General features: G+C 29.0%; 19 protein-coding genes. 16 read left to right on the top strand and 3 right to left on the bottom strand.

The window, feature by feature from the left end; genetic code table 11:
• Positions 1-104 precede the first annotated feature (104 nt).
• From CLV86_RS14325 to CLV86_RS00495, 5 genes are all read left to right on the top strand, one after another.
• Positions 105-500: a CPBP family intramembrane glutamic endopeptidase gene (locus tag CLV86_RS14325; protein WP_241828200.1), complete on the top strand. Its 396-nt coding sequence runs from the start codon at positions 105-107 to the stop codon at positions 498-500.
• A gap of 73 nt (positions 501-573) precedes the next feature.
• Positions 574-1344 carry a LuxR C-terminal-related transcriptional regulator gene (locus CLV86_RS00480; protein ID WP_121048328.1) on the top strand — a complete coding sequence of 257 codons (771 nt, stop codon included), beginning with the start codon at positions 574-576 and terminating at the stop codon, positions 1342-1344.
• A 163-nt stretch (positions 1345-1507) separates the two neighbouring features.
• A complete protein-coding gene (locus CLV86_RS00485) occupies positions 1508-2077 on the top strand; it encodes a porin family protein (protein ID WP_121048331.1) in 570 nt (189 codons plus the stop codon).
• Between the two features lie 101 nt (positions 2078-2178).
• Entirely contained in the window at positions 2179-3579 is a 1401-nt protein-coding gene (lpdA, locus tag CLV86_RS00490) for a dihydrolipoyl dehydrogenase (RefSeq protein ID WP_121048334.1), read from the top strand.
• Positions 3580-3745: 166 nt separating this feature from the next.
• Entirely contained in the window at positions 3746-4321 is a 576-nt protein-coding gene (locus CLV86_RS00495; protein WP_121048337.1) for a hypothetical protein, read from the top strand.
• Between the two features lie 74 nt (positions 4322-4395).
• On the opposite strand, the gene CLV86_RS00500 is transcribed toward CLV86_RS00495, so the two are convergent.
• The 3 genes from CLV86_RS00500 to CLV86_RS00510 all read right to left on the bottom strand — a co-directional run bounded on the left by CLV86_RS00500 (position 4396) and on the right by CLV86_RS00510 (position 7399).
• The gene (locus tag CLV86_RS00500) at positions 4396-4986 is read right to left on the bottom strand and encodes a hypothetical protein (RefSeq protein WP_121048340.1); all 591 of its coding nucleotides are present in this window, start codon (positions 4984-4986) and stop codon (positions 4396-4398) included.
• A 125-nt stretch (positions 4987-5111) separates the two neighbouring features.
• Positions 5112-6467: a DEAD/DEAH box helicase gene (locus CLV86_RS00505; RefSeq protein ID WP_121048343.1), complete on the bottom strand. Its 1356-nt coding sequence runs from the start codon at positions 6465-6467 to the stop codon at positions 5112-5114.
• A gap of 41 nt (positions 6468-6508) precedes the next feature.
• Entirely contained in the window at positions 6509-7399 is an 891-nt protein-coding gene (locus CLV86_RS00510) for an aldose 1-epimerase family protein (protein ID WP_121048346.1), read from the bottom strand.
• 76 nt (positions 7400-7475) lie between these two features.
• Between CLV86_RS00510 and CLV86_RS00515 the strand changes: the two genes are divergently transcribed.
• The 11 genes from CLV86_RS00515 to CLV86_RS00575 all read left to right on the top strand — a co-directional run bounded on the left by CLV86_RS00515 (position 7476) and on the right by CLV86_RS00575 (position 22783).
• Positions 7476-8777, top strand: a complete 1302-nt coding sequence (locus CLV86_RS00515; RefSeq protein WP_121048349.1) for an anthranilate synthase component I family protein — start codon at positions 7476-7478, stop codon at positions 8775-8777.
• Positions 8778-8866: 89 nt separating this feature from the next.
• The gene (tilS, locus tag CLV86_RS00520; RefSeq protein WP_121048352.1) at positions 8867-10183 is read left to right on the top strand and encodes a tRNA lysidine(34) synthetase TilS; all 1317 of its coding nucleotides are present in this window, start codon (positions 8867-8869) and stop codon (positions 10181-10183) included.
• Complete coding sequence (locus CLV86_RS00525; RefSeq protein WP_121048355.1) at positions 10180-12543, top strand: protein-disulfide reductase DsbD family protein; 2364 nt, start codon at positions 10180-10182, stop codon at positions 12541-12543. The genes tilS and CLV86_RS00525 overlap by 4 nt, the downstream gene beginning before the upstream one ends.
• A 116-nt stretch (positions 12544-12659) precedes the next feature.
• Positions 12660-14282, top strand: coding sequence for an adenine deaminase (gene ade, locus CLV86_RS00530; protein ID WP_121048358.1), 1623 nt, complete (start codon positions 12660-12662; stop codon positions 14280-14282).
• Entirely contained in the window at positions 14283-15242 is a 960-nt protein-coding gene (locus CLV86_RS00535; RefSeq protein ID WP_121048360.1) for a YheT family hydrolase, read from the top strand. It abuts the gene before it with no gap.
• A gap of 124 nt (positions 15243-15366) precedes the next feature.
• Positions 15367-16905, top strand: a complete 1539-nt coding sequence (locus CLV86_RS00540) for a YifB family Mg chelatase-like AAA ATPase (RefSeq protein ID WP_121048363.1) — start codon at positions 15367-15369, stop codon at positions 16903-16905.
• An 80-nt stretch (positions 16906-16985) separates the two neighbouring features.
• On the top strand, positions 16986-17348 hold the full coding sequence (locus CLV86_RS00545; RefSeq protein WP_121048366.1) for a hypothetical protein: 363 nt from the start codon (positions 16986-16988) through the stop codon (positions 17346-17348).
• A gap of 852 nt (positions 17349-18200) precedes the next feature.
• Entirely contained in the window at positions 18201-18707 is a 507-nt protein-coding gene (locus CLV86_RS00555) for a hypothetical protein (RefSeq protein WP_121048371.1), read from the top strand.
• 829 nt (positions 18708-19536) lie between these two features.
• Positions 19537-20376 (top strand): sensor histidine kinase, encoded by an 840-nt coding sequence (locus tag CLV86_RS00565; protein ID WP_121048377.1) that lies wholly within the window; start codon positions 19537-19539, stop codon positions 20374-20376.
• A 99-nt stretch (positions 20377-20475) separates the two neighbouring features.
• Positions 20476-21423: an NAD(P)H-dependent flavin oxidoreductase gene (locus CLV86_RS00570; protein WP_121048380.1), complete on the top strand. Its 948-nt coding sequence runs from the start codon at positions 20476-20478 to the stop codon at positions 21421-21423.
• Between the two features lie 88 nt (positions 21424-21511).
• On the top strand, positions 21512-22783 hold the full coding sequence (locus tag CLV86_RS00575) for a hypothetical protein (protein WP_249037432.1): 1272 nt from the start codon (positions 21512-21514) through the stop codon (positions 22781-22783).
• The last annotated feature ends 113 nt before the right edge of the window (positions 22784-22896 follow it).

Consider the following 22896-nt stretch of genomic DNA (forward strand, 5'->3'; position numbering starts at 1 on the left):
TATATGTGCTTTTAAACATTGAGAAAAATAAATTTAAAATAGCAAAAGACTTAAAGTGGAAACTCTTTTTCAAAATTACAATAATTAAGCTAATTGTTATAACTATGCTTACTATTGCATTTGTTTACTTTTTTGATAAAGAAAACCTTTTTAAAGTTGTTATTAATAAGCCTATAATGTGGTTAATATTGTTATTTGTTTACTCTATTTTTTCTGTTTATCCGCAGGAGTTAATTTATAGAACCTTTTATTTTCAACGTTACGAAAGTTTATTTCATAATAAAAAACTATTCATTTTTATTAATGCTATTTTGTTTTCATTGGCGCATTTATTTTTTAAAAACACCTTGGTAATAATACTTACATTTTTTGGAGGATTACTTTTTGCATTTACTTATAAAAAAACAAAATCTACGCTTTTAGTATCTATAGAACATGCTATTTATGGATGTTGGTTGTTTACCGTTGGAATGGGAGAGATGTTAGGTTTTCCTAGTTAAAGCTTTAGAGTACGCTATAAATTTTTTTAGCTCTATTAAAATTACTATTTTGTTCGTGCTATTACAATTACGTATGAAATATCATGATATAAAAGAGATTTATAAATCCATTTTTAAATCTTACAGTAAACCATCTTTAGAAACTCACATTAAAAAAATAATAGAACTCGATAAATTTCTTCCTTACAGTTCTACTTATTTCTGCATTACAAACACTCAAGAATTAAAGTTTGAATATATAAGCAAAAATTTTAATGCCTGTTTAGGTTTTGATGCAGAAGATTTAAAAGCTAAGGGCATGAAATATTTTTGGAGTTTAATACACCCAGAAGATATAGAAGTATGGTTAGCTGCATTAAACCATTTAATGGAGTTTACACTTTCTGAAATTTCTGAAAATGACAGAGCTAGTTCTAATTACACTTGGAATTATAGATTAAAAAACGCACAAGGCAATTATGTAAATATTATACAAAATACAACGCCTTTAGCATTTGATGCTAGTATGAAGCCAATTATTGGTTTAGCACATTACACTGTTTTGTCCGATAATATTAAAATGCCAGTTACTGCAACAGCAAAACTTTTAAATAAACAAAACGAATACGAAACCATATATTATAATAACTTTTCACAAAAATTATTACAATCTGGAATAAGTAATAGAGAACGCGATGTTATAAGATTATTAGTTTTAAATTACTCAAGTAAAGAAATTTCAAACCTACTAAATATTAGTTCGCATACCGTAGATACACATAGACGTAATATTTTGAAAAAACTTAAAATATCTTCAACAGGAGAGTTAATAGGAATGCTAAAATTAAATAAAACTTTAATTTAAGTTTAAAATACTCAAATTGAGTATTGTGGCTTTTTTAAAATTTAATTTACTTCGCATTGCTATTAATCAATTCTATTTATATTAAAGCCTGGTTTAGATGTATTTTTAAATTAGGCTTTTTTGTTTTTAATTAGTTTATTTTTGTCTGTATTATTATACATTTATGGCATTAAAAAACACTTTCTTTCTATTTCTTTTTACTACAATTTGTTTCTCACAAAATATAGATAAACCATCCTTTTTTGGTATAAAGGCAGGAGTAAACTCATCAACAATATCAGGTGATTTTTCTAAAGACTTTAATTCTCGATTTAGTTTTCACATTGGCTTAACTGGAGAGATTGAAATTAATGAAAAATTACAATTAGCTCCAGAAATATTATTTTCATCCATAGGTGCGGAAAACGTAGTATTAAATTATATCTCTGTACCTTTAAGTTTAAAGTTTTATCCAGCATCTAATTTTTATTTAGAAACCGGGCCGCAGGCAGCTTTTTCTGTGGGAGCCGTAAGAACTGTTGGTTCTAGTAGCATTGATAATGATATACCTAATATTAATCAAACAGATTTTGGTCTTAATGTTGGTATGGGTTTTAAAACAGATTCTAGATTTATTATTGGATTTAGGTATTATTTCGGCTTGTCTAATTTAAATAAGGAACAAGGTTTTGTAAGTTATAGTAATCAGAATAGGGTTTTTCAATTTTCTATGGCCTATTTATTCAAAAATTAGGTTAAACTCTTTAGTAGATAATCTTACAAAATTGTATTTTTGTAATTATAATGTCGTTCCTTATTTATATAGGAATCTTATTAATAAAATAAAATCTTTTTATGAGTAAATATGATGTAGCCATAATAGGCTCAGGACCTGGAGGATATGTAGCAGCTATTCGTTGTGCACAACTAGGCATGAAAACAGCAATAATTGAAAAATATTCTACCTTAGGAGGTACTTGCTTAAATGTTGGTTGTATTCCAAGTAAAGCATTATTAAGCTCTTCGCATCATTACGAAGAAGCAACAAAACATTTCGAGGAGCATGGTATAGAAATTCCTGGCGATATTAAAGTAAATCTTGAAAAAATGATTGGTCGTAAACAAGCAGTTGTAGACCAAACTACTGGAGGAATAGATTTTTTAATGAAAAAAAACAACATCGATGTTTTTACAGGTGTTGGTAGTTTTAAAGATGCTACACATATTAAAATAGAAGGAGAAGAGAGTACAGAAATAGAAGCTAAATATAGCATCATAGCAACAGGATCTAAACCTTCTAATTTACCATTTATAACTATAGATAAAGAACGTGTAATTACTTCTACCGAAGCTTTAAAACTTAAAGAAATACCAAAACATTTAGTTATTATTGGTGGTGGTGTAATAGGTTTAGAGCTAGGTCAAGTATACCGTAGATTAGGTTCAGAAGTTACTGTTGTAGAATATATGGACAGAATTATACCTACAATGGATGCTGGCTTGTCTAAAGAATTAAATAAAGTTTTTAAGAAAGCCAAATGTAAAATGTTATTATCTCACAAAGTAGAAGCTGTAGAGCGTAATGGAGACGAGGTAATTATTAAAGCAAAAGACAAAAAAGGAGCAGATGTAGAAATTAAAGGAGACTATTGTTTAGTTTCTGTAGGACGTCGCCCTTATACCGATGGTTTAAACGCAGAAGCAGCAGGAGTAAAAATTAACGATAGAGGACAAGTAGAAGTAAATGAACATTTACAAACTTCTGCAAGTAATATCTATGCTATTGGAGATGTTATAAAAGGAGCAATGTTAGCTCATAAAGCTGAAGAAGAAGGAGTTTTTGTAGCCGAAACATTAGCAGGACAGAAACCACATATCGACTATAACTTAATTCCAGGTGTTGTATACACATGGCCAGAAGTAGCGGCAGTTGGTAAAACTGAAGAAGAATTAAAAGAAGAAAAAGTAGCTTATAAAGTTGGCCAATTTCCTTTTAGAGCATTAGGAAGAGCTAGAGCAAGTGGAGATATTGATGGATTTGTAAAAATCCTTGCAGATGAAAAAACAGACGAAGTTCTTGGTGTACATATGATTGGTGCACGTTGTGCAGACTTAATTGCAGAAGCCGTTGTTGCTATGGAATTTAGAGCAAGTGCCGAAGATATTTCACGTATGTCTCATGCACATCCAACATTTGCAGAAGCAGTAAAAGAAGCCGCTTTAGCTGCTACTGAAGATCGTGCTTTGCACGTATAATATGCTATATTAAGCTAAGAATAACTTATATATTTAAAAAAAACGAGTTCAATTTGAACTCGTTTTTTTATTTTAAAATGTTAAAAAAACAATCGTTTTATCGTTTTTATTTGTTTTTAAACGAGTTTTGTGTATTTTTAATATCCCAAACTTAAACTATTAACAAATGAAAATCACCTACTTAACCTTTGTCTTTTGCCTATTTTTATCTTTTTCTAATTCTCAAAATAATAACACAAAAATTGTTAAAGATTTTATAGAGAATTTTAATAAAAAAGACTCTATAGCAACACTAGATGCATTGCATAAAAATTTTGCAGAGTATTGGAATACATTACAAGTCTATAAAAATAAAAAAGAGTACTCTAATTATTACTCATGGAGTTCTGTAATGCAAGATTATGAAGAAATAGAAATTATTAGTGATACTAAAAATAAAATAGTTGTAAACTCTACTTATTATTCAGATTTAGATAAACTATTAGGAAAACTACCATATAAAAGCAAAAAAACGTTTATACTTTCCAAAGGAAAAATTTTAAAGATAATTAGTGAACGTAATAAAGGCTACACAGCTTATCAAAATAAAAGAAAAAGTGCGTACATAAATTTTAAAAATTGGTTATCCAGAAATCATAATTTAAAGCGTAATGATTTTAAAATGAATAGAAATGACGCTTTAAAAATGAGAAAAATTGTTTTAGAATATATGTCTAAAGACGAAATTGTGGACAGAGATTAGTATCACACAACATATAATTGCAAGCTATAAATTTAAAAATAACTGGAGTTTAAGTGTTTTTATTAAGATATAACTTATAATTCTTTTATTAAATCTCTTATTCTAAGTCTGTTACTGTAATCGTGTTCGTTTAAGTCTCTTACAAAACAATATGGACTAATACTTTCTTCTTTTACTTTTTTTGTTAATTCTTCAACTGTAAACGGTCCAAACTCTTTAGATTTTTCGATGTAATAAAATTCATGATCGTAAATTAAACTAGTAGCCTTATTTTTATATTTATTATGAAGAAATTGTTGGACATCTTCTAATGAGTTTAAGGATTCAGAATAACTACTTTCATTAATAAAAATGGCATAATCATCTGTTTTAATTTTAGTTAAAACCAAAACGTCATCATCTTTAAAATAAGCTTTTACAGAGGTTTCTCCGTCTTCAGTTACTATAGAGAATGTGTTTTTTGCTTCAATACACCAAGATGTTTCTGTAGTTGTTTTACTTTCTGAAATTTGTAGGGTATTTTCATCTTTAAAAACATAAATAGCTTTCTTTTTAGATATACCATTTACCAAAACCCAATTTTGATTTAAAAATAAATCATCATAATGTGTTTCATGATGAAAAGGTTTTAAGTTGGGTAATAAATTAAAAATTGAAGCAGACATTAATTAGTTTTTACAGCGTTTTAATATTAACGAAATACTAAAGATAATATTTTATCTCGAAACAAATTGAATTAGAATGCTCTACAAAAAATAATTATTTAAATTTTTAACAATTTTAATGTAAATTATTTTCTTTTGTTACGCTTGTTATAATTTTTATCACCGCGTGTTTTTGGCTTTTTGTATTTAGCTGCAATTTTAAATTTATAAGAACCGCCTAAATTTTCTTTAGAATTTTTTTCAGATTTTTCATGAAAAGCTGGTCCTGGAGCATCTTCATCTTTTTTGCGTTTATGCGGGTTGTTACGTTCTTTAATTTGTGGTCTTTCTTCCTCAATTAACTCTGTAGAAATTTCTACTTGAGCAGGTAACTCTTCAATATCTATAGTCATTTGCATTAAAGATTCAATATCTTCAATGGCGTGGTTATCTTTATCTGTAGTAAAAACATGAGAGTGTCCTTCACGTTCTGCACGACCAGTTCTACCAATTCTGTGCATATAATTTTCAGGAAAATCTGGTGTATCAAAGTTAATAACATGAGATACATTGTCTATATCTAAACCACGTGCCATAACATCTGTAGCTACTAATATTCTATTAATACCTTCGCGAAACTGCTCGATACTTCGTAGTCTATAGTTTTGTGTTTTATTAGAGTGGATTACACAAAGCTCATCGTTATAATCTTCTGCTAAAGCCTCAAAAAGGCGATCGGCCATTTTTTTGTAAGCAACAAAAATTAAAACTTTATTATAAGTTTCTTCGTCTTGAAGTAAATGCTTTAATAAATTTAATTTTGTATAAAAATTAGGAACTTTATAGCGTGTTTGCTTTATGTTTTCTAAAGGAGTTCCAGAAGTTGCAATAGATACTTTTTGCGGAGATTTAAAGAAATCTTTAATTAAATCGTCTACATCATTAGTCATAGTCGCAGAAAACATAATGTTTTGACGACGTTCTGGTAATAAATCGAAAATATTAATGAGTTGATGTCTAAACCCTAAGTCCAGCATAACATCGACTTCATCAATAATTAACTTTTGTATAGATTTTAATTGTAATACATGGCTTAAAGCTAAATCGTATAAACGTCCAGGAGTTGCTACTAAAATATCAATACCTTGAGCAATAGCTTGCTTTTGTGTATTAATATTAGTACCTCCATAAACACCTAAAACTCGAGTATTAATGTATTTTGTTAATTTTTCAATTTCATCTACTACTTGTACTACAAGTTCTCGCGTTGGAACTAAAACTAAAACTCTAGGATTATCTTGCTTAGAAAATGGTAAATTTTTAAGTACAGGAAGCATATAGGCAAACGTTTTACCAGTTCCTGTTTGTGCAATTCCAACCATATCTTTACCGCTGGCAACAACGTTAAAAGCTTCGGCTTGAATAGGAGTTGGCGTTGAAAAGCCTAAATCGTCAAGCGCATTATATAATGGTGTATTTAAGTTTAAATCTCTAAAAGTCAAAATGTATAATTTAAGTGGCAAAATTACCATTTATATTTTGTTTACCCTAAATGATGCTCATGTATTTGTATGCTATAATTTGCAGTAAAAGTTTCATTTTCAGGTAATTTAATAATGCCTTCTTTTTCTTCTAGAATTTGTGTTGTGTTTTCAGAATCTGCTATGCCTAACCAAGGTTCTATACATACATAAGGAGCATTTGGTTTTGCCCAAATACCTAAATAGCTAAAATCTTTAAAACTTACATTAAGTATTTCGCCATGTAAATCGCTTACCAGCGCTACTTTTCTAGATTTTAAATCTTTAAAAATTAGAGCATCTTCATTAAATAAATTTGGTGTTAATTGTATACTATTTTTAGTGTTAAAAATAGGCTTTGTTTTGTTGGTAACTAATCCGCTTTGTAAATTAAGTATATAGGTTTTAGAGGTTTCTTGGGTTTCAAAAACCAAATTATAGTCTGAATAGTTTTCATCTTTATACAAAGGACATTTAAATGCTGGGTGTCCTCCAACCGAAAAATAGATAGTGTTATTGTCTAAGTTTTTTATACAATATTCAATATCTAAAACATTGTCAATTAAAGTGTAGATTATAATAAACTCAAATTTAAATGGATAAACTTTTAATAAATCGTCATTATATATTAAGCTAAAAACAAGGCTGTTTTCAGTTTGTTTTAAAAGTTTTATATTTTTATTGTTTCTTACAAAACCGTGTTTTTCTAAACTGTATGTTTTATTATCATACAAATAACTATCGTTTTTTAGAGCTCCAATAATTGGAAATAAATTTGGTGCATAACTACCCCAAACATCTGGGTTTGCATTCCACATAAATTCATTATTATTTTTTACAGCAGCTATTTCGCAAAGTTCTGCACCTTTAGGTTTTACCTTAATTTTTAAAATACTATTAGATAATTCGAACATAATTTTTGTATAATCTCATTACTAAATTAATCGTTTTTTTGTCAATTCTGCTTAACTTTACAAAACATTTTTTAGATTGAGAACAATACAAAAACATAAACTAACTCATCCTGAGGCATTCAAGCAAAATCTATTGTCTTGGGCGCAACAATACGACGATGTAGTTTGGTTAGACTCTAATAACCATAACCAAAAGTACTCTAATTACGATGCTGTTTTGGCGGTAGATGCTTTTACTGCTATACAAACAGATTATTATAATGCTTTCGATAAATTAAAAGAATATTATACCACAACTAACGATTGGATATTTGGTTACTTAACTTATGATTTAAAAAATGATATTGAGGCTTTGCACTCAAATAATGACGATGGTTTAGCATTCCCAGATTTGTTTTTTTTTCAACCTAAAAAAGTGTTTTTTATTAAAGGAAGCACAGTTGAAATTCATTATTTAAAGGCTGTAGATGATGAGTTGGAAGATGATTTTAAGGCAATAAATTTTCAGGAAACAAAGTATGAGAATATATTAAATGATAGTGAGAACTCTATTAAAATAAAATTAAAAATCCATAAGGACGAGTATTTTAATAAGGTAACACAAGTATTATCTCACATCCACAGAGGCGATATTTATGAAGCTAATTTTTGTCAAGAATTTTATGCAGAAGACTTTAAAATAGAACCTTTAGAAACTTACAATAAGCTTAATAAAATTTCAAATGCTCCATTTTCTACATTTTTAAAAGTTAGAGATAATTATTTACTATCTGCTTCTCCAGAACGGTACATTAAAAAAGAAGGTTGTAAAGTTATTTCTCAACCTATAAAAGGTACTGCCAAACGCGATAAAGATTATAAATTAGATGCCATTTTAAAAGAAAATTTGCTAAATAACGAAAAGGAAAGAAGCGAAAATATTATGATTGTAGATTTGGTTAGAAACGATCTTTCTCAAACAGCAACTAGAGGTAGTGTAAAAGTAGAAGAGTTGTGTAAAATATACAGTTTCGATCAAGTACATCAAATGATTTCTACAGTGGTATCGCAGGTTAAAGACAGTACAAACCCGATAGATATTATTAAAACAACTTTTCCTATGGGAAGCATGACTGGTGCACCAAAAATTTCAGCTATGAAAATTATTGAAGAATTAGAGGAAACCAAACGTGGCTTATATTCTGGAAGTGTAGGTTATATTTCACCTCAAGGAGATTTCGATTTTAATGTTGTTATAAGAAGTATTTTGTATAACGAAACAAAGCAATATGTATCGTATTCCGTTGGTGGAGCTATTACAGCAAAAAGCACTCCGTTAAGCGAATATGAAGAATGTTTAATTAAAGCAAAAGCCATGCGTGAGGTTTTAGAAAATTAAAAATAAGATTTAAAAAAGGTTAAATCTCACGAGTCTTAAAACCATCACAATTCGTTTTAAAAATTATTCAAAAAACGTACATTTACGGTGTGCAAAAACACTTTCAAAAATATTTAAACAATCATTTCAGTTTTCTAAAAGAAAAAAAAGTATTAATCGCCATTTCTGGAGGATTAGATAGTGTTGTGCTTACACATTTATGTAAGGCAGAAAATTTAAACATCTCTTTAGCACATTGTAATTTTAACCTTCGAGATTTAGAAAGTAATGAAGATGAAGCCTTTGTTTTAAATTTAGCGCAAACATTAAATTTAGAGGTTTTTACTCAACATTTTAACACAACAAGCTACGCTCAAGAAAATAACTTGTCCATACAAATGGCAGCAAGAACTTTGCGCTATAATTGGTTTCAAGACTTGACAGAGCGTTTAAATTTCGATTATATTTTAACAGCGCATCATGCCGATGATAATTTAGAAACCTTTCTTATAAATTTAACAAGAGGAACAGGTTTGTCTGGTTTAACAGGTATTCCAGAAACTAATGGAAACATTGTAAGACCACTGTTAAAGTTTTCAAGAGAGCGTATAGAGAATTTTGCAAAACAAGAAAATATTAAATGGAGAGAAGATAGTAGTAATGCTTCAACCAAATATTTAAGAAACAAATTACGACACGAAATTATTCCAAAATTAAAGGAAACAAATCCTAAATTGCTTCAAAATTTCGATAATACTTTAGAGCATTTAAAAGATGCTTCAAGTATTATAGAAAGTAGTGTTAATTCCGTTTTAAAACAAGCCATAAGTAGCGCAGAGAATGGAGAGGTTGTTTACGAAATTTCAGAACTTAGTAAACTAAAAAACAAAAAAGCTTACTTAGTAGAAATCTTTAAACCATATGGATTTACAGCTTTTAATGATATTGAAACTTTATTATCTGCACAAAGTGGGAAACAGATTTTTTCTGAAACACATAGGTTAATAAAAGACAGAACACAAATAATTTTAACAGCATTACCTGTTCAACAAGACGATAAAATATTTACAATTACACAAGACGTTAAGGATATTACATTACAAAACGGTATTTTATTTTTTGATAAAGTAAAAGAAGTTAAAAAAGCGTTTAATAATGAAATATTTGTAGATGAAGAAACACTAACTTATCCGCTTACTGTACGAAAGTGGCAAGATGGTGACTACTTTTATCCATTAGGAGGTAATGGAAAAAAGAAATTAAGTAAATACTTTAAAGATGAAAAACTATCTTTGTTAGATAAAGAAAAATGTTTTCTATTGTGTAATGCAAATAAAGTTGTTTGGGTTATAAATTATCGTGCAGATGAGCGTTTTAAAGTAACCGAAAACACTAAAAAAATATTAAAAATATCATTTAAAAAATGAAGAAAATCTTAGCTTTTTTATTCGTAATATTTTCAATGCAAACCATGTTTGCTCAATTATTAGAGCCTGTAAAATGGAATGGTAAAGTTGAAAAACTATCAGAAAACGAATATAATTTAATTTACGAAGCAAAAATTGATGATCATTGGCATTTGTATTCTCAAAATTTACCAGAAGGAGGAGCAATACCAACAGAGTTTATTTACAATGAAAATCAATTATCAAAAGATTTTGAATTGTTAGGTAAAACAACAGAGAGTAAAAGTATTACAAAGTTTGATAAAGTCTTTGAAATGGATTTAACATTTTTTGACAATCAAGCTACATTTACTCAAAAAATAAAAGTTTTAAATCAAGATTTAACTAGTATAGAAGCAGAAATTAGTTATCAAGCCTGCGATGATGCAAAATGTATTTTTGAAAGTAAAGTTGTAGAATTTAAGCTTAAAGAAAATAAAAAACAAGAAAGTAAAATTTTAGATCCAGTAAAATGGACATCGACTGCTTATTCTTTAGGGAATAATGAGTTTGAGATTGTTTACACAGCAGTTTTAGATAATAATTGGCATATATATTCTCAAAATAATAAGGATCCAATGGGTCCAATACCTACAGAATTTGAATTTAAAAACGATAATAAAGACTACAAGTTAATAGGAGAAGTAAAAGAATCTAAAAGTATTAAGAAGTTTGAAAAAGCTTTCGATATGGATGTAAAATACTTTTCTGGTGAAGCTACGTTTACACAAAGAATTAAAGTATTAAATTTAGACATTAAATCAATAAAAGCAGAAGTTTATTATCAAGCTTGCGATGACGAAAAATGTCTAGCTCCAGCGTTTTTCGATTTAGAAACAAGTTTAGCAAATGCAACACCAAAAGAAGCATCACCTATAGAAACTACTTCAACAAATGGAGGTAATAAAGGTTTATGGAGTATCTTTTTTATAGCCTTTTTATCAGGCTTTGCTGCGCTGTTAACACCATGTGTTTTCCCAATGATACCTATGACGGTAAGCTTCTTTACCAAACAAAGTAAATCTAAAGCAGCAGGTATTAAAAACGCTATTATTTATGGGTTGTGCATAATCGTAATTTATGTACTTTTAGGTAGTGCAGTAACAGGAATTTTTGGTGCAGATGCTTTAAATGCATTAGCTACAAATGTTTGGTTTAATATTATTTTCTTTATTCTATTAGTAGTATTTGCGTTTTCATTTTTAGGAGCTTTTGAGATTATGTTGCCTAACTCTTGGGCAAATAAAGTAGATTCTCAAGCCAATAGAGGCGGCATGATTGGTATTTTCTTTATGGCTTTGGCCTTAGCAATTGTATCTTTTTCTTGTACAGGACCAATTGTAGGTACACTATTGGTAGAAGCTGCTTCAAAAGGAGGTTTAGCTCCAATTATTGGTATGCTTGGTTTTTCTTTAGCAATAGCATTACCTTTTGCTTTATTTGCAGCATTTCCAGGTTGGTTAAATTCTTTACCAAAATCTGGAGGATGGTTAAATACAGTAAAAGTTGTATTAGGATTTTTAGAACTTGCATTAGCATTTAAATTTTTATCGCAAGCAGATTTAGTTTTACAAATGCACCTGTTAGAACGAGAAGTATTTATAGCAATTTGGATTGCTATTTTTGGAACATTGGCACTTTATCTTTTTGGTAAAATTCAATTGCCACACGATTCTCCATTAACACACATTTCTGTTGGTAGATTAAGTCTAGGATTAGTAGTATTATCTTTTACAATATATATGATTCCTGGTCTTTGGGGAGCACCATTAAATTTAATAAGTGCCTTTCCGCCACCTTTAGATTATAGTGAGTCTCCATACGGTGTTGGGTACTCTAAAACAGGTGGAGGCGTTGTAGGCTCTAATCATAGAGACTTGCCAGAAGGAGCTCATTTATTAGCTCCACACGATATTTTAGCATTTAACGATTACGATTTAGGTTTAGCTTATGCCAAAAAAGTAAACAAACCAGTAATGATTGATTTTACAGGTTGGGCTTGTGTAAATTGTAGAAAAATGGAACAAAATGTATGGCCGAAACCAGAAATTTTAAGTGCTCTAAAAAATGATGTTGTTTTAATTTCTCTTTATGTGGATGATAAAAGGCCACTTGAAGACAACGAGGTAATAGACTCCAAACTTAGAGAAGGCAAAAAGCTAAAATATATAGGACAGAAATGGAGTGAATTTCAAACTATAAAGTACAAATCTAATACTCAACCGTATTATGTTTTAATGGATCATAAAGAAGAAAACCTAATAACTCCAGTTGCATATACTCCAGATGCAAACGAATACCTTAATTGGTTAAAAACAGGTATTTCAAATTTTAAAAATTAATTAAACTCTTGTAAAACCAAGAGTTTATAAAGACAAGTTTACAAAAAGGAATCTAAAAATATATAGTAGATTCCTTTTTTGCATATTTAATATTTTAGTATAAACATTATAGTAATATGAAACTTCAAGGTAACATAGTAGATATACAAAAGCAGCGTATATATAAAGGTGAAATAATAATAGAAAGCGGAAAAATTGTTGCTATAACAGAAAAAAACCATAGCAATAACAACTATATTTTACCAGGTTTTATAGATGCTCATATACATATAGAAAGCTCTATGTTGGTACCAAGTGAGTTTGCCAAACTTGCTGTGTGTCATGGAACTGTTTCAACAGTAAGTGATCCTCATGAAATAGTAAATGTACTTGGTGTTAAAGGTGTAGAATTTATGATTGATAACGGAAAGCAAACACCATTTAAGTTTAATTTTGGAGCACCGTCTTGCGTTCCTGCAACTAGTTTTGAATCTGCTGGAGCTGTAATAGATAGTGAAGCTATAAAAACATTAATGGCAAATCCCGATATAAAATATCTTGCCGAAATGATGAATTATCCTGGAGTACTATTTGATGACGAAGAAGTACTTAAAAAAATAGCTTGGGCAAAACATAATAATAAACCTATTGATGGTCATGCACCTGGACTAAGAGGAGACGATATTACTAAATACATTGCTGCAGGTATTTCTACAGATCATGAATGTTTTACTTATAACGAAGCCTTAGAAAAGCTTCAAAAAGGAATGAAAGTTATTATTCGCGAAGGAAGTGCTGCAAAAAACTTTAATGCTTTAATAGATTTATTACCAGAACATTTTGAAAATATGATGTTTTGTAGTGACGATAAGCATCCAGACGATTTGCTTTTAGGTCACATTAATCAGTTATGCGCCAGAGCAGTTGCAAGAGGATTAGATGTTTTTAAGGTGCTACAAGTTGCATGTTTAAATCCTGTAAACCATTATAATTTAGATGTAGGTACTTTACAAATTGGAGATGACGCAGATTGTATTATTGTAGAAGATTTAAAACACTTTAAAACATTGCAAACCTATATTAATGGTGAGTTGGTTTACGACTTTGGTAAAGTAAATATTAAAGATGTCACTTTTAAAAATTTAAATAATTTTAATTGTAATAAAAAAGAAGTTTCAGATTTTAGGTTTGAATCTTCAGCACAAAAAATTCGTGTAATAGAATGTAATGATGGAGAGTTAGTAACCAATGAGATTATTGCAGACAGTCTTATTAAAAACGGAAACTTAATCTCTAATACAGACAACGATGTTTTAAAAATGACGGTTGTAAACCGTTATAATAATGCAAAACCAGCAATTGCTTTTATAAAAAACTTTGGATTAAAAGAAGGAGCAATAGCAAGTTCTGTTGGTCACGATTCACATAATATTATTGCAGTTGGAGTAGATGATGCTTCCATTTGTAAAGCAGTAAATGCTATTGTTAACGCTAAAGGTGGAATATGTGCAATTAGCACTTCCAGAGAGAAAACTGTAGCGCTACCAGTTGCGGGAATAATGAGCGATAAAGATGGCGAAACTATTGGTAAACAGTATGCTCAACTCGATAAAATGGCAAAGCAAATGGGTAGTAAACTTAATGCACCTTATATGTCATTATCTTTTATGGCTTTGTTGGTGATTCCTGCTTTAAAGTTGAGTGATAAAGGTTTATTTAACGGTAAAAATTTTAAGTTTACAAAACTAGAAGTAAGCTAAATGCCTATACTAAGCACAACATATAAGCCTAAATTTATATTTAGAAATGGACATATTTCTACTATATATTCTGGACTTTTAAGAAAAGTAGATGGTATAACTCAAAAACGAGAACGAATTACATTACCAGATAACGATTTTTTAGACTTAGATTGGAGTTATGCAAAACAGAAAACAAACAAACTGTTAATTGTTTTACACGGTTTAGAAGGAAATGCCCAACGCCATTATATGTTAGGCTCTGCTAAATTGGCAAATAAAAATAATATAGATGCTGTTTGTGTTAATTTTAGAGGTTGTAGTGGAGAAGTTAATACTAATTTTCAATCGTATCATTCTGGTAAAACCGATGATTTAGCTTCGGTAATAAAACATATAACACATCAATTTAATTACGATACTATTTTTTTAAACGGTTTTAGTCTTGGTGGAAACGTAATATTAAAATACTTAGGAGAAAATAATCAAATTCCAAAAGCAGTAAAAGGAGCAGTTACGGTTTCAGTTCCTGTATATTTAAAAGGTTCTTTAAAGCGTTTAATGTCTAAAGAGAATTATTTTTATTCTAATAAATTTTTAAAAGATTTAAGGTATAAGCTAAAGGAAAAACACAAACTATTTCCAGAGAATATTAATGATGAAGATTTAAAATCTGTAAAAACGCTTCAGGATTTTGATGATATTTATACCTCAAGAGCGCATGGTTTTATTGATGCCTTCGATTATTATAAAAAATCGAGTAGTCTTCAATTTTTAAAAAACATAAAAACACCAACATTGTTAATTAATGCACAAAATGATTCTTTCCTATCTAAAGAATGTTACCCAATAGAAGCTGCAAAAGAAAATAAATATTTACATTTAGAAATGCCTAAATATGGTGGGCACGTAGGATTTTATGACATTAACAATATTTATTACTCCGAAAAAAGAATGCTTGAGTTTATACGAGAATTATAAATTTATATAGTACCTAAATTACTTTATTAACAATTTAAAATAGTTGTAATTACTAGTTTAAATCTTTCAACTATAATAGATTGGAAGAATTTTCCTTACATTTAGTACCTAAACCAACCATTTTATGCTTAAAAAAGTTTTCGCAAGTGCTGTATTTGGCGTTGAAGCTTCCACAATAACTGTGGAAGTAAATGTAGATTCAGGAATAGGTTATCATCTTGTCGGGCTTCCAGATAATGCTATAAAAGAAAGTAATTATCGTATTGCTGCAGCATTACAAAATAATGGATATAAAATTCCTGGAAAAAAAATTACTATAAATATGGCGCCTGCCGATTTACGTAAAGAAGGATCTGCTTACGATTTAACTTTAGCTGTAGGTATTCTTGCTGCATCAAAACAAATACAAGCAAATAACTTAGAAGAGTATTTAATTATGGGAGAATTATCTCTCGATGGTAGTTTACAGCCTATAAAAGGTGCATTGCCAATAGCAATAAAAGCTAAAGAAGAAGGTTTTAAAGGTTTTATTTTACCAAAACAAAATGCAAAAGAAGCTGCTATTGTAAACGATTTAAAAGTTTACGGTATTGAAAATATTAAACAGGTTATTAATTTTTTTGATAAAGGAGAAGAGATAGAGCAAACCATAATTAATACACGCGAAGAATTTTATAAAAATTTAGATTATCCAGATTTTGATTTTGCAGATGTTAAAGGTCAAGAAGGAATAAAACGTTGTATGGAAATTGCAGCAGCTGGCGGACATAATATAATTTTGGTTGGTCCTCCAGGAGCTGGAAAAACAATGCTAGCAAAACGTTTACCAAGTATTTTACCACCAATGTCTTTAAAAGAAGCTTTAGAAACCACTAAAATACATTCTGTAGTTGGGCGAGTAAAAGCAGATTCTGGATTAATGGCACAAAGGCCTTTTAGAAGTCCACACCATACAATTTCTAACGTCGCTTTAGTTGGTGGCGGAAGTTATCCGCAACCTGGTGAAATTTCGTTATGCCATAATGGTGTTTTATTTTTAGACGAGTTGCCAGAATTTAAACGAGAAGTTCTTGAGGTCATGCGACAGCCATTAGAAGACAGAGAAGTTACTATTTCTAGAGCAAAATTTACTGTTACCTATCCTTCTTCTTTTATGCTGGTAGCTAGCATGAATCCAAGCCCGAGTGGTTATTTTAACGATCCAGACTCTCCTGTAACCTCAAGTCCTGCAGAAATGCAACGCTATTTAAGCAAAATTTCTGGACCTTTATTAGACAGAATAGACATACATATAGAAGTAACTCCTGTACCATTTGAAAAATTATCCGATGAGCGTAAAGGAGAAGCATCTATAGATATTAGAAAACGTGTAACTAAAGCAAGAGAAATACAAACAGAGCGCTTTAAAGACTCAGAAACAGTACATTATAATGCACAAATGCATGTAAAACATATTAGAGCTCATTGCAAACTAGATGATGCTTCTAAAACGCTATTAAAAACAGCTATGGAACGTTTAAACCTTTCGGCTAGAGCATACGATCGAATATTAAAAGTATCTAGAACAATTGCCGATTTAGAAGGTAAAAAACAAATAAACGGAAGCCATATTAGTGAAGCCATTCAATACAGAAGCTTAGATAGAGAAGGCTGGCTAGGCTAAACTAAACGATAATTTTTATAGAACATTATATTAATATTTCCTTTAAATTTTAAAATCACAAAAAACTTAACTAACAAATTATGCCTAAACCAAAAGGAATGATTACAGCTGTAAAAGCTAAAGAATTAAACGATAATTGGACAAATTTAAGAGCCGATGCCAATGAAACTGCTGCAGGTAAACCAGACAACCGCTCATCATGGTATTCACTAGAAGATATGGAAAATTTTCTAAAGCAAATTAAAGAAGATAACTCTAATGTAAATGGAGTACGTTTTTATTTAGGAGTTGAAACAACAGAAGAAGATAAAAAAGGTTTAACAACAATTTTTATGGTTCCAACCAAAGATGATGGTAAAGGTAATAACCAAGATATACCAGAAGCAGATGGTATGGATAGAGGTGCAGTAGGTGTACCTCCTAATCAGGGATATCCAAATTAAACAGATTTGGATTTTTTTTTAATAAATAACTATATTCTTATAATAAAACTACTTATTATAGCAGCAGTAATTGCTGGGATTTTATCTTATAAAAAATTTAAAAACACTCCAGTTACTTTCTTTATTAAAATTTTAATTGGTTTATTAATTATAGAGTATGTTGGCAGTTATCCATTATATTATAATACATTTAATTTTTTAAAGCCAATTTACAATTCAATATTTAGAAAAAATTATTGGTGGTTTACTATTGCATACGATATAGTTGTTATTATTTTATTTTCAATTTTTTATCAAAAAATACTAGTTAGTCTAAAATTTAAAAGAATTTTAAAGTATGCTACGTGGGTGTTTGCAGTTGTTTCTTTTTGTTATGCAGCTTTAAATTTAGAGGCTTTATTTAACCAATTATTACCTGTTGTTCAAATTTTTGGAGCACTTATAATATTGCTTTGTTGTATTCTATATTTTTTAGAGTTGTTATTAAATAATCGTATAATATATTTTTTTAAATCTATATATTTTTACATTACCATCGGTATATTTTTGTGGTGGATAATAATTACTCCTTTAGTTTTTTTCGATTTGTATTTTAATAATTCAGATTGGAATTTTATATTCTTGCAATGGCAAATTTATTTGTTTGTAAACTTTCTTATGTATACACTTTTTATAATAGGTTTTATAGTCTCGGAACCAGAAAAAATTACTTAATCATTTTTTTTTGTTACTTTTAGTGCGCTATTAACTTATAAAACTAAATTCATCATGTAATCTTGTATTTATTCTTAACAATACAAATTAAAAATTAGTAAAATTCTTTTGCTAAATCTAACCTTAAAAAAACTAAAAATGAAAAACTTATTTACCTTAGTATTAGGCTTAATTATTGGAGCATTAATAATGTATTTTTTTTGCTGTAAAACAGAAAATTTAGGTGCAGTTGAAATAACAAAACCTAGAGGAGTAATAACACCATCAGAAGCCGCTATTTTAGACGAACAATACAACTCTAGACATACGCTTATTAGCGATTCAATAGTAGATCGTTCAGATAATCGCTCATCTTGGTGGTCTTTAGAAGATATAAGAAACTATTTAGATTATGCCGAAAACCAAAGTAGAGAATTAGGTTACACTATGGATGGTTTACGTGTATATTTAGGTGCTTATAAAACCGAAAATGGAGTAGTAGGTTACACAACTATGTTTATGGTGCCAACATCTAGTGAAATTGAGCAGGATTCTATAAAAGGAGGTTCGGCAAGAAGAGCTGGTAACGGTGGAGATATCCCAGGTGGAGATCCTTTAAATATGGGACAGAATGGTACACCTCCAGGAGGAAACTATCCTCAGTAAAACTTAGATGGAATCATTTATTCAAAATAATTTTGGTAATATTACAAAAGGAGTAGAAATTATAGCAGCTGTTACAGGTATTTTTTGTTATAAAAAATATAAAGGTACAGCTGCAATATTTTTTATTTATTTTTTACTATATGCAGTATTTGTTGAAAATTTTGGCAATTATACAAAGCTAATTAATAATAATTTTTTTCATTCATTTTTAAATAGTTTAAAAAATACTGTATTTGTAAAAAATTATTGGTGGTATCAAATTTTTTGGATTATAGGAGCTCCAATTTTTTTTTCATTTTATTTTTTTAAAATTTCAAACAGTTTAACTATTAAAAAATATATAAAAATACTCACTTTTCTTTTTATTATATTTTCTTTCTTTTTATTAATTTTTAATTGGAATTCTCTTAAATACGGATTTATTAAAATAATAGATTTACTTAGTTTAGCTTTAATACTATTTTTAGTTTTTAGTTATTATTTTGAACTTTTAAAATCTAACCAGATACTATATTTTTATAGATCAATTAGTTTTTATATAAGTATTGGTGTTTTATTATTTTGGTTAATAATAACGCCTATGACATTTTATGAGATTTATTTTTATGATGCTGATTGGGAGTTTATAGTTTTAAAATGGCAAATATATCTATTTGCAATAGTGTTTATGTATACCACATTTACTTTAGGTTTAATAGTCTCTAAAACAAAGCAATATAAATCAATTAAAAAATAAATAAATTTTTACTAGAACTATTAAAATAAATACTTAAGCACAAATTTTTGCTAATATTTAATTTACCAAGAGAATATAAAATAAAACCTAAAAATGAGTAATCAACTATTTGTTTATATAATATTTCAAGAGCTAAAAAAAACTACAGCGGCAGAACGTTATTTGCTAATTTACATGATTGGTGTTTTAGTTATAGTTACCTCATTAATAATATTATTTTTTATAATATTTCAAAAAAGAAAAAATAAATTATTATTAGATAAAATTAAACAACAACAAGCTTTTGATGCAGAACTTTCCAATGCACAAACAGAAATACAAGAACAAACTCTAAAAAACATAGGTTGGGAGCTACACGATAACGTAGGACAAATGTTAGCAGCAGCAAGTATGCAAATGAACATTTTAAAAACCATGATTGGAGATGATATAAAGGAAAACTTTTCTGAGGCTGCAAGTACCGTTAAAGAGAGTTTAAAAGAAGTAAGAATGTTATCTCGAAGTTTAAATAACGAAGTGATTTTAAATATTGGTTTCGAGCAATCTATTGAAAATGAATTAAATAGATTAAAGAAAATGAAATTTTCCACAGCAAAACTACTTGTAAAAGGAGAAATAATTCCATTCGAAAATAAAAAGCACGAAATAATAGTATTTAGAATTCTTCAAGAATTTTTTTCGAACACCGTAAAATATTCAGAAGCTAAAAATCTAATTGTTAAATTAGACTACTCAAACAATTACCTTAATATTATTGCTAGCGACGATGGTAAAGGTTTCGATATGGATTCGGTAAAAAAAGGTTCAGGATTATTAAACATGAAAAGCCGTGCAGAATTAATTAATACCACTTACAATTTAACTTCTAAAGTTGGTGAAGGCACAAAACTAGAATTAAAATATCCTTTTAATAATAAAACTGAATTCTCTTAATACCTTTAAATTTTTAGAATATTAAAAGTATAATTTATCTAAAAAAACTATGCACGCATAATAAATTAATAGTTATATTTGTTTAAACAATATTTTAAAATGCAAACTAAACTCACACAAATTCTAAATATAAAATATCCAATAATTCAAGCACCAATGTTTTTGGTTTCTAATGTAGCAATGGTTACAGAAGCAATGAAAGGAGGAATTGCAGGTTGTATACCAGCGCTTAATTATAGAACATTAGAAGAGTTAAGAGATGCAATAAAACAATTAAAAGCAAATAAAGTAGAAGGAGGATCTTTTGGCTTTAATTTAATTGTAAATAAATCTAACCCAAAATATAAAGCACAATTAGAAGTGATTTGTAATGAAGGTTGCGATTTTATTATAACCTCTTTAGGTAGTCCAGAAGAAACAATAAAACAAGCACATAAAGCAGGAATTAAAGTGTTTTGTGATGTTACAGATTTGCGTTTTGCAAAAAAAGTAGAAAGTCTTGGTGCAGATGCTGCCATTGCAGTTAATAACGAAGCAGGAGGTCACAGAGGTAATTTATCTCCGCAAGAATTAACAAACCAATTAAGTAAAGCATTAAGTATTCCTGTAATATCAGCTGGAGGTGTTGGTTGTAAAGCAGATATAGATAAAATGTTAAGTTATGGAGCAGAAGGAGTTAGCGTAGGAAGTCCATTTATAGCATCTGTAGAAGCTAATGTAACAGACGAGTATAAGCAAGCTTGTGTAGATTATGGTGCAAAAGATATTATAATGACACAGCGAATTTCTGGAACACCTTGTACTGTTATTAATACACCATACGTACAGAAAATTGGCACTAAAGAATCTTGGATAGAATCTCTTTTAAACAAAAATAAAAAACTTAAAAAGTGGGTTAAAATGATTCGTTTCTCAATAGGAATGAAAGCCACAGAAAAAGCAGCTAAAAAAGCCACCTACAAAACGGTTTGGGTTGCAGGACCAAGTATAGAACATACAAAAGCCATTTTACCGGTAAAAGCTATTATAGCTAAGTTGGTTAATTAATTTCTTTAAGTTAAAAACACAACGTAAAAAACAAGCTTTCTTTTTGTATTATTTTTTATTTTGTAGCTAGAGAAACCTCTAATAAAAAATGAAAAAAATAGGAATTGGTATTATAGTTTTAGTGGCAATATTTATATCGCTACTTTATTGGTCGTTGTCTAGTACAGAAAAAACTTTTAAAAAAGGAGAACTTTTAAATATTAATAATATTGAAACTATTAATTTTAAAAGTATAGATTCTGTTTTAATTTCTGCAAGTACATTATATAAGGCTAATAATATTAAAACGCTCATGCAAGGCGAACAATATAGAAGAGCATGGGAAGCACCTATAAAAGTGCCAGTAGTTTTTTTAGATTCTTTAAAAGGCGGTTTAAAAATTTTAAAAGAAGGAGGAGGAAAGCAAACACACTCTATAAAACTGCTCTCTAAAAATGGAACTAAATATACTTTAAGAGGAATTAATAAAGATCCAAAAAAATTAATTCCAGAATTTGCAAAAACCTTTGGGTTAGAAAATATTATTGTCGATGGAATTTCTGCACAACATCCCTATGGTTCTATTTTATCTGCAGCATTAGCAAAACAAGCTAAAATACTAAGTACAGAACCTCAAGTTGTGTTTGTTCCTAAACAAGAAGCGTTAGGAACATTTAATTTAAAATATGGAAACCGTTTGTATCTTTTAGAATATGAAACAGAAGGAGAAACAAACTGGACAAATTATAAAAATGTAAGCGAAATTGTAGAAACAGATAATTTACAAGAACTAAAACTAAAATCTCAAAACAGTATTGTAATTGACAAATCAGTTTTAATTCGTGTTCGCTTATTCGATTTTTTAATTGGAGATTGGGACAGGCATGCAAAACAATATGGATGGATTTTACAAAAAAACAATAATAATTACACAGCAATACCACTGGCAGGAGATAGAGACAATGCTTTTTTTAAAAGTGAAGGACTAATTCCTTCCATTTTATCTAATAAATATGTTATTCCAGAATTACAAGATTTTGAAAAAGAAATCGATTTTTTACCAGGATTAGTATATCCTTTCGATAGGTATTTTCTTTTCAACACAAATGAAGATATATTTATAACTGAAGCAAAAAATCTTCAAGAATTATTAACCGACGATGTGCTAAATAAAGCGCTAAATGTTTGGCCTAAAAACATTAGAGCGTTAGATGGACAAGATATTATTAACACCATTAAAGCAAGACGCACAGACTTAGTCGACTATGCTAAGGCATTTAAAAAAATAATAGACGAAAAAGGTTTACTAACCGAAGCATTAAAAGGCTCTGAAGATTTAGCCTTACCAAAGGAACTCCTGCAATGTTTTGATTGTAATTAAGATTTTACTTTCTCAAATCATTAAGCTAACTTTGTTTAACGTCTGTTATAAAACATTAAAACGATTTCATATCAAGGCGGAACATTGTCATTCATTGCGGAACGCACTCTAAA

The organism is Lacinutrix venerupis (assembly GCF_003663945.1).
Classification (GTDB): Bacteria; Bacteroidota; Bacteroidia; order Flavobacteriales; family Flavobacteriaceae; genus Lacinutrix; species Lacinutrix venerupis.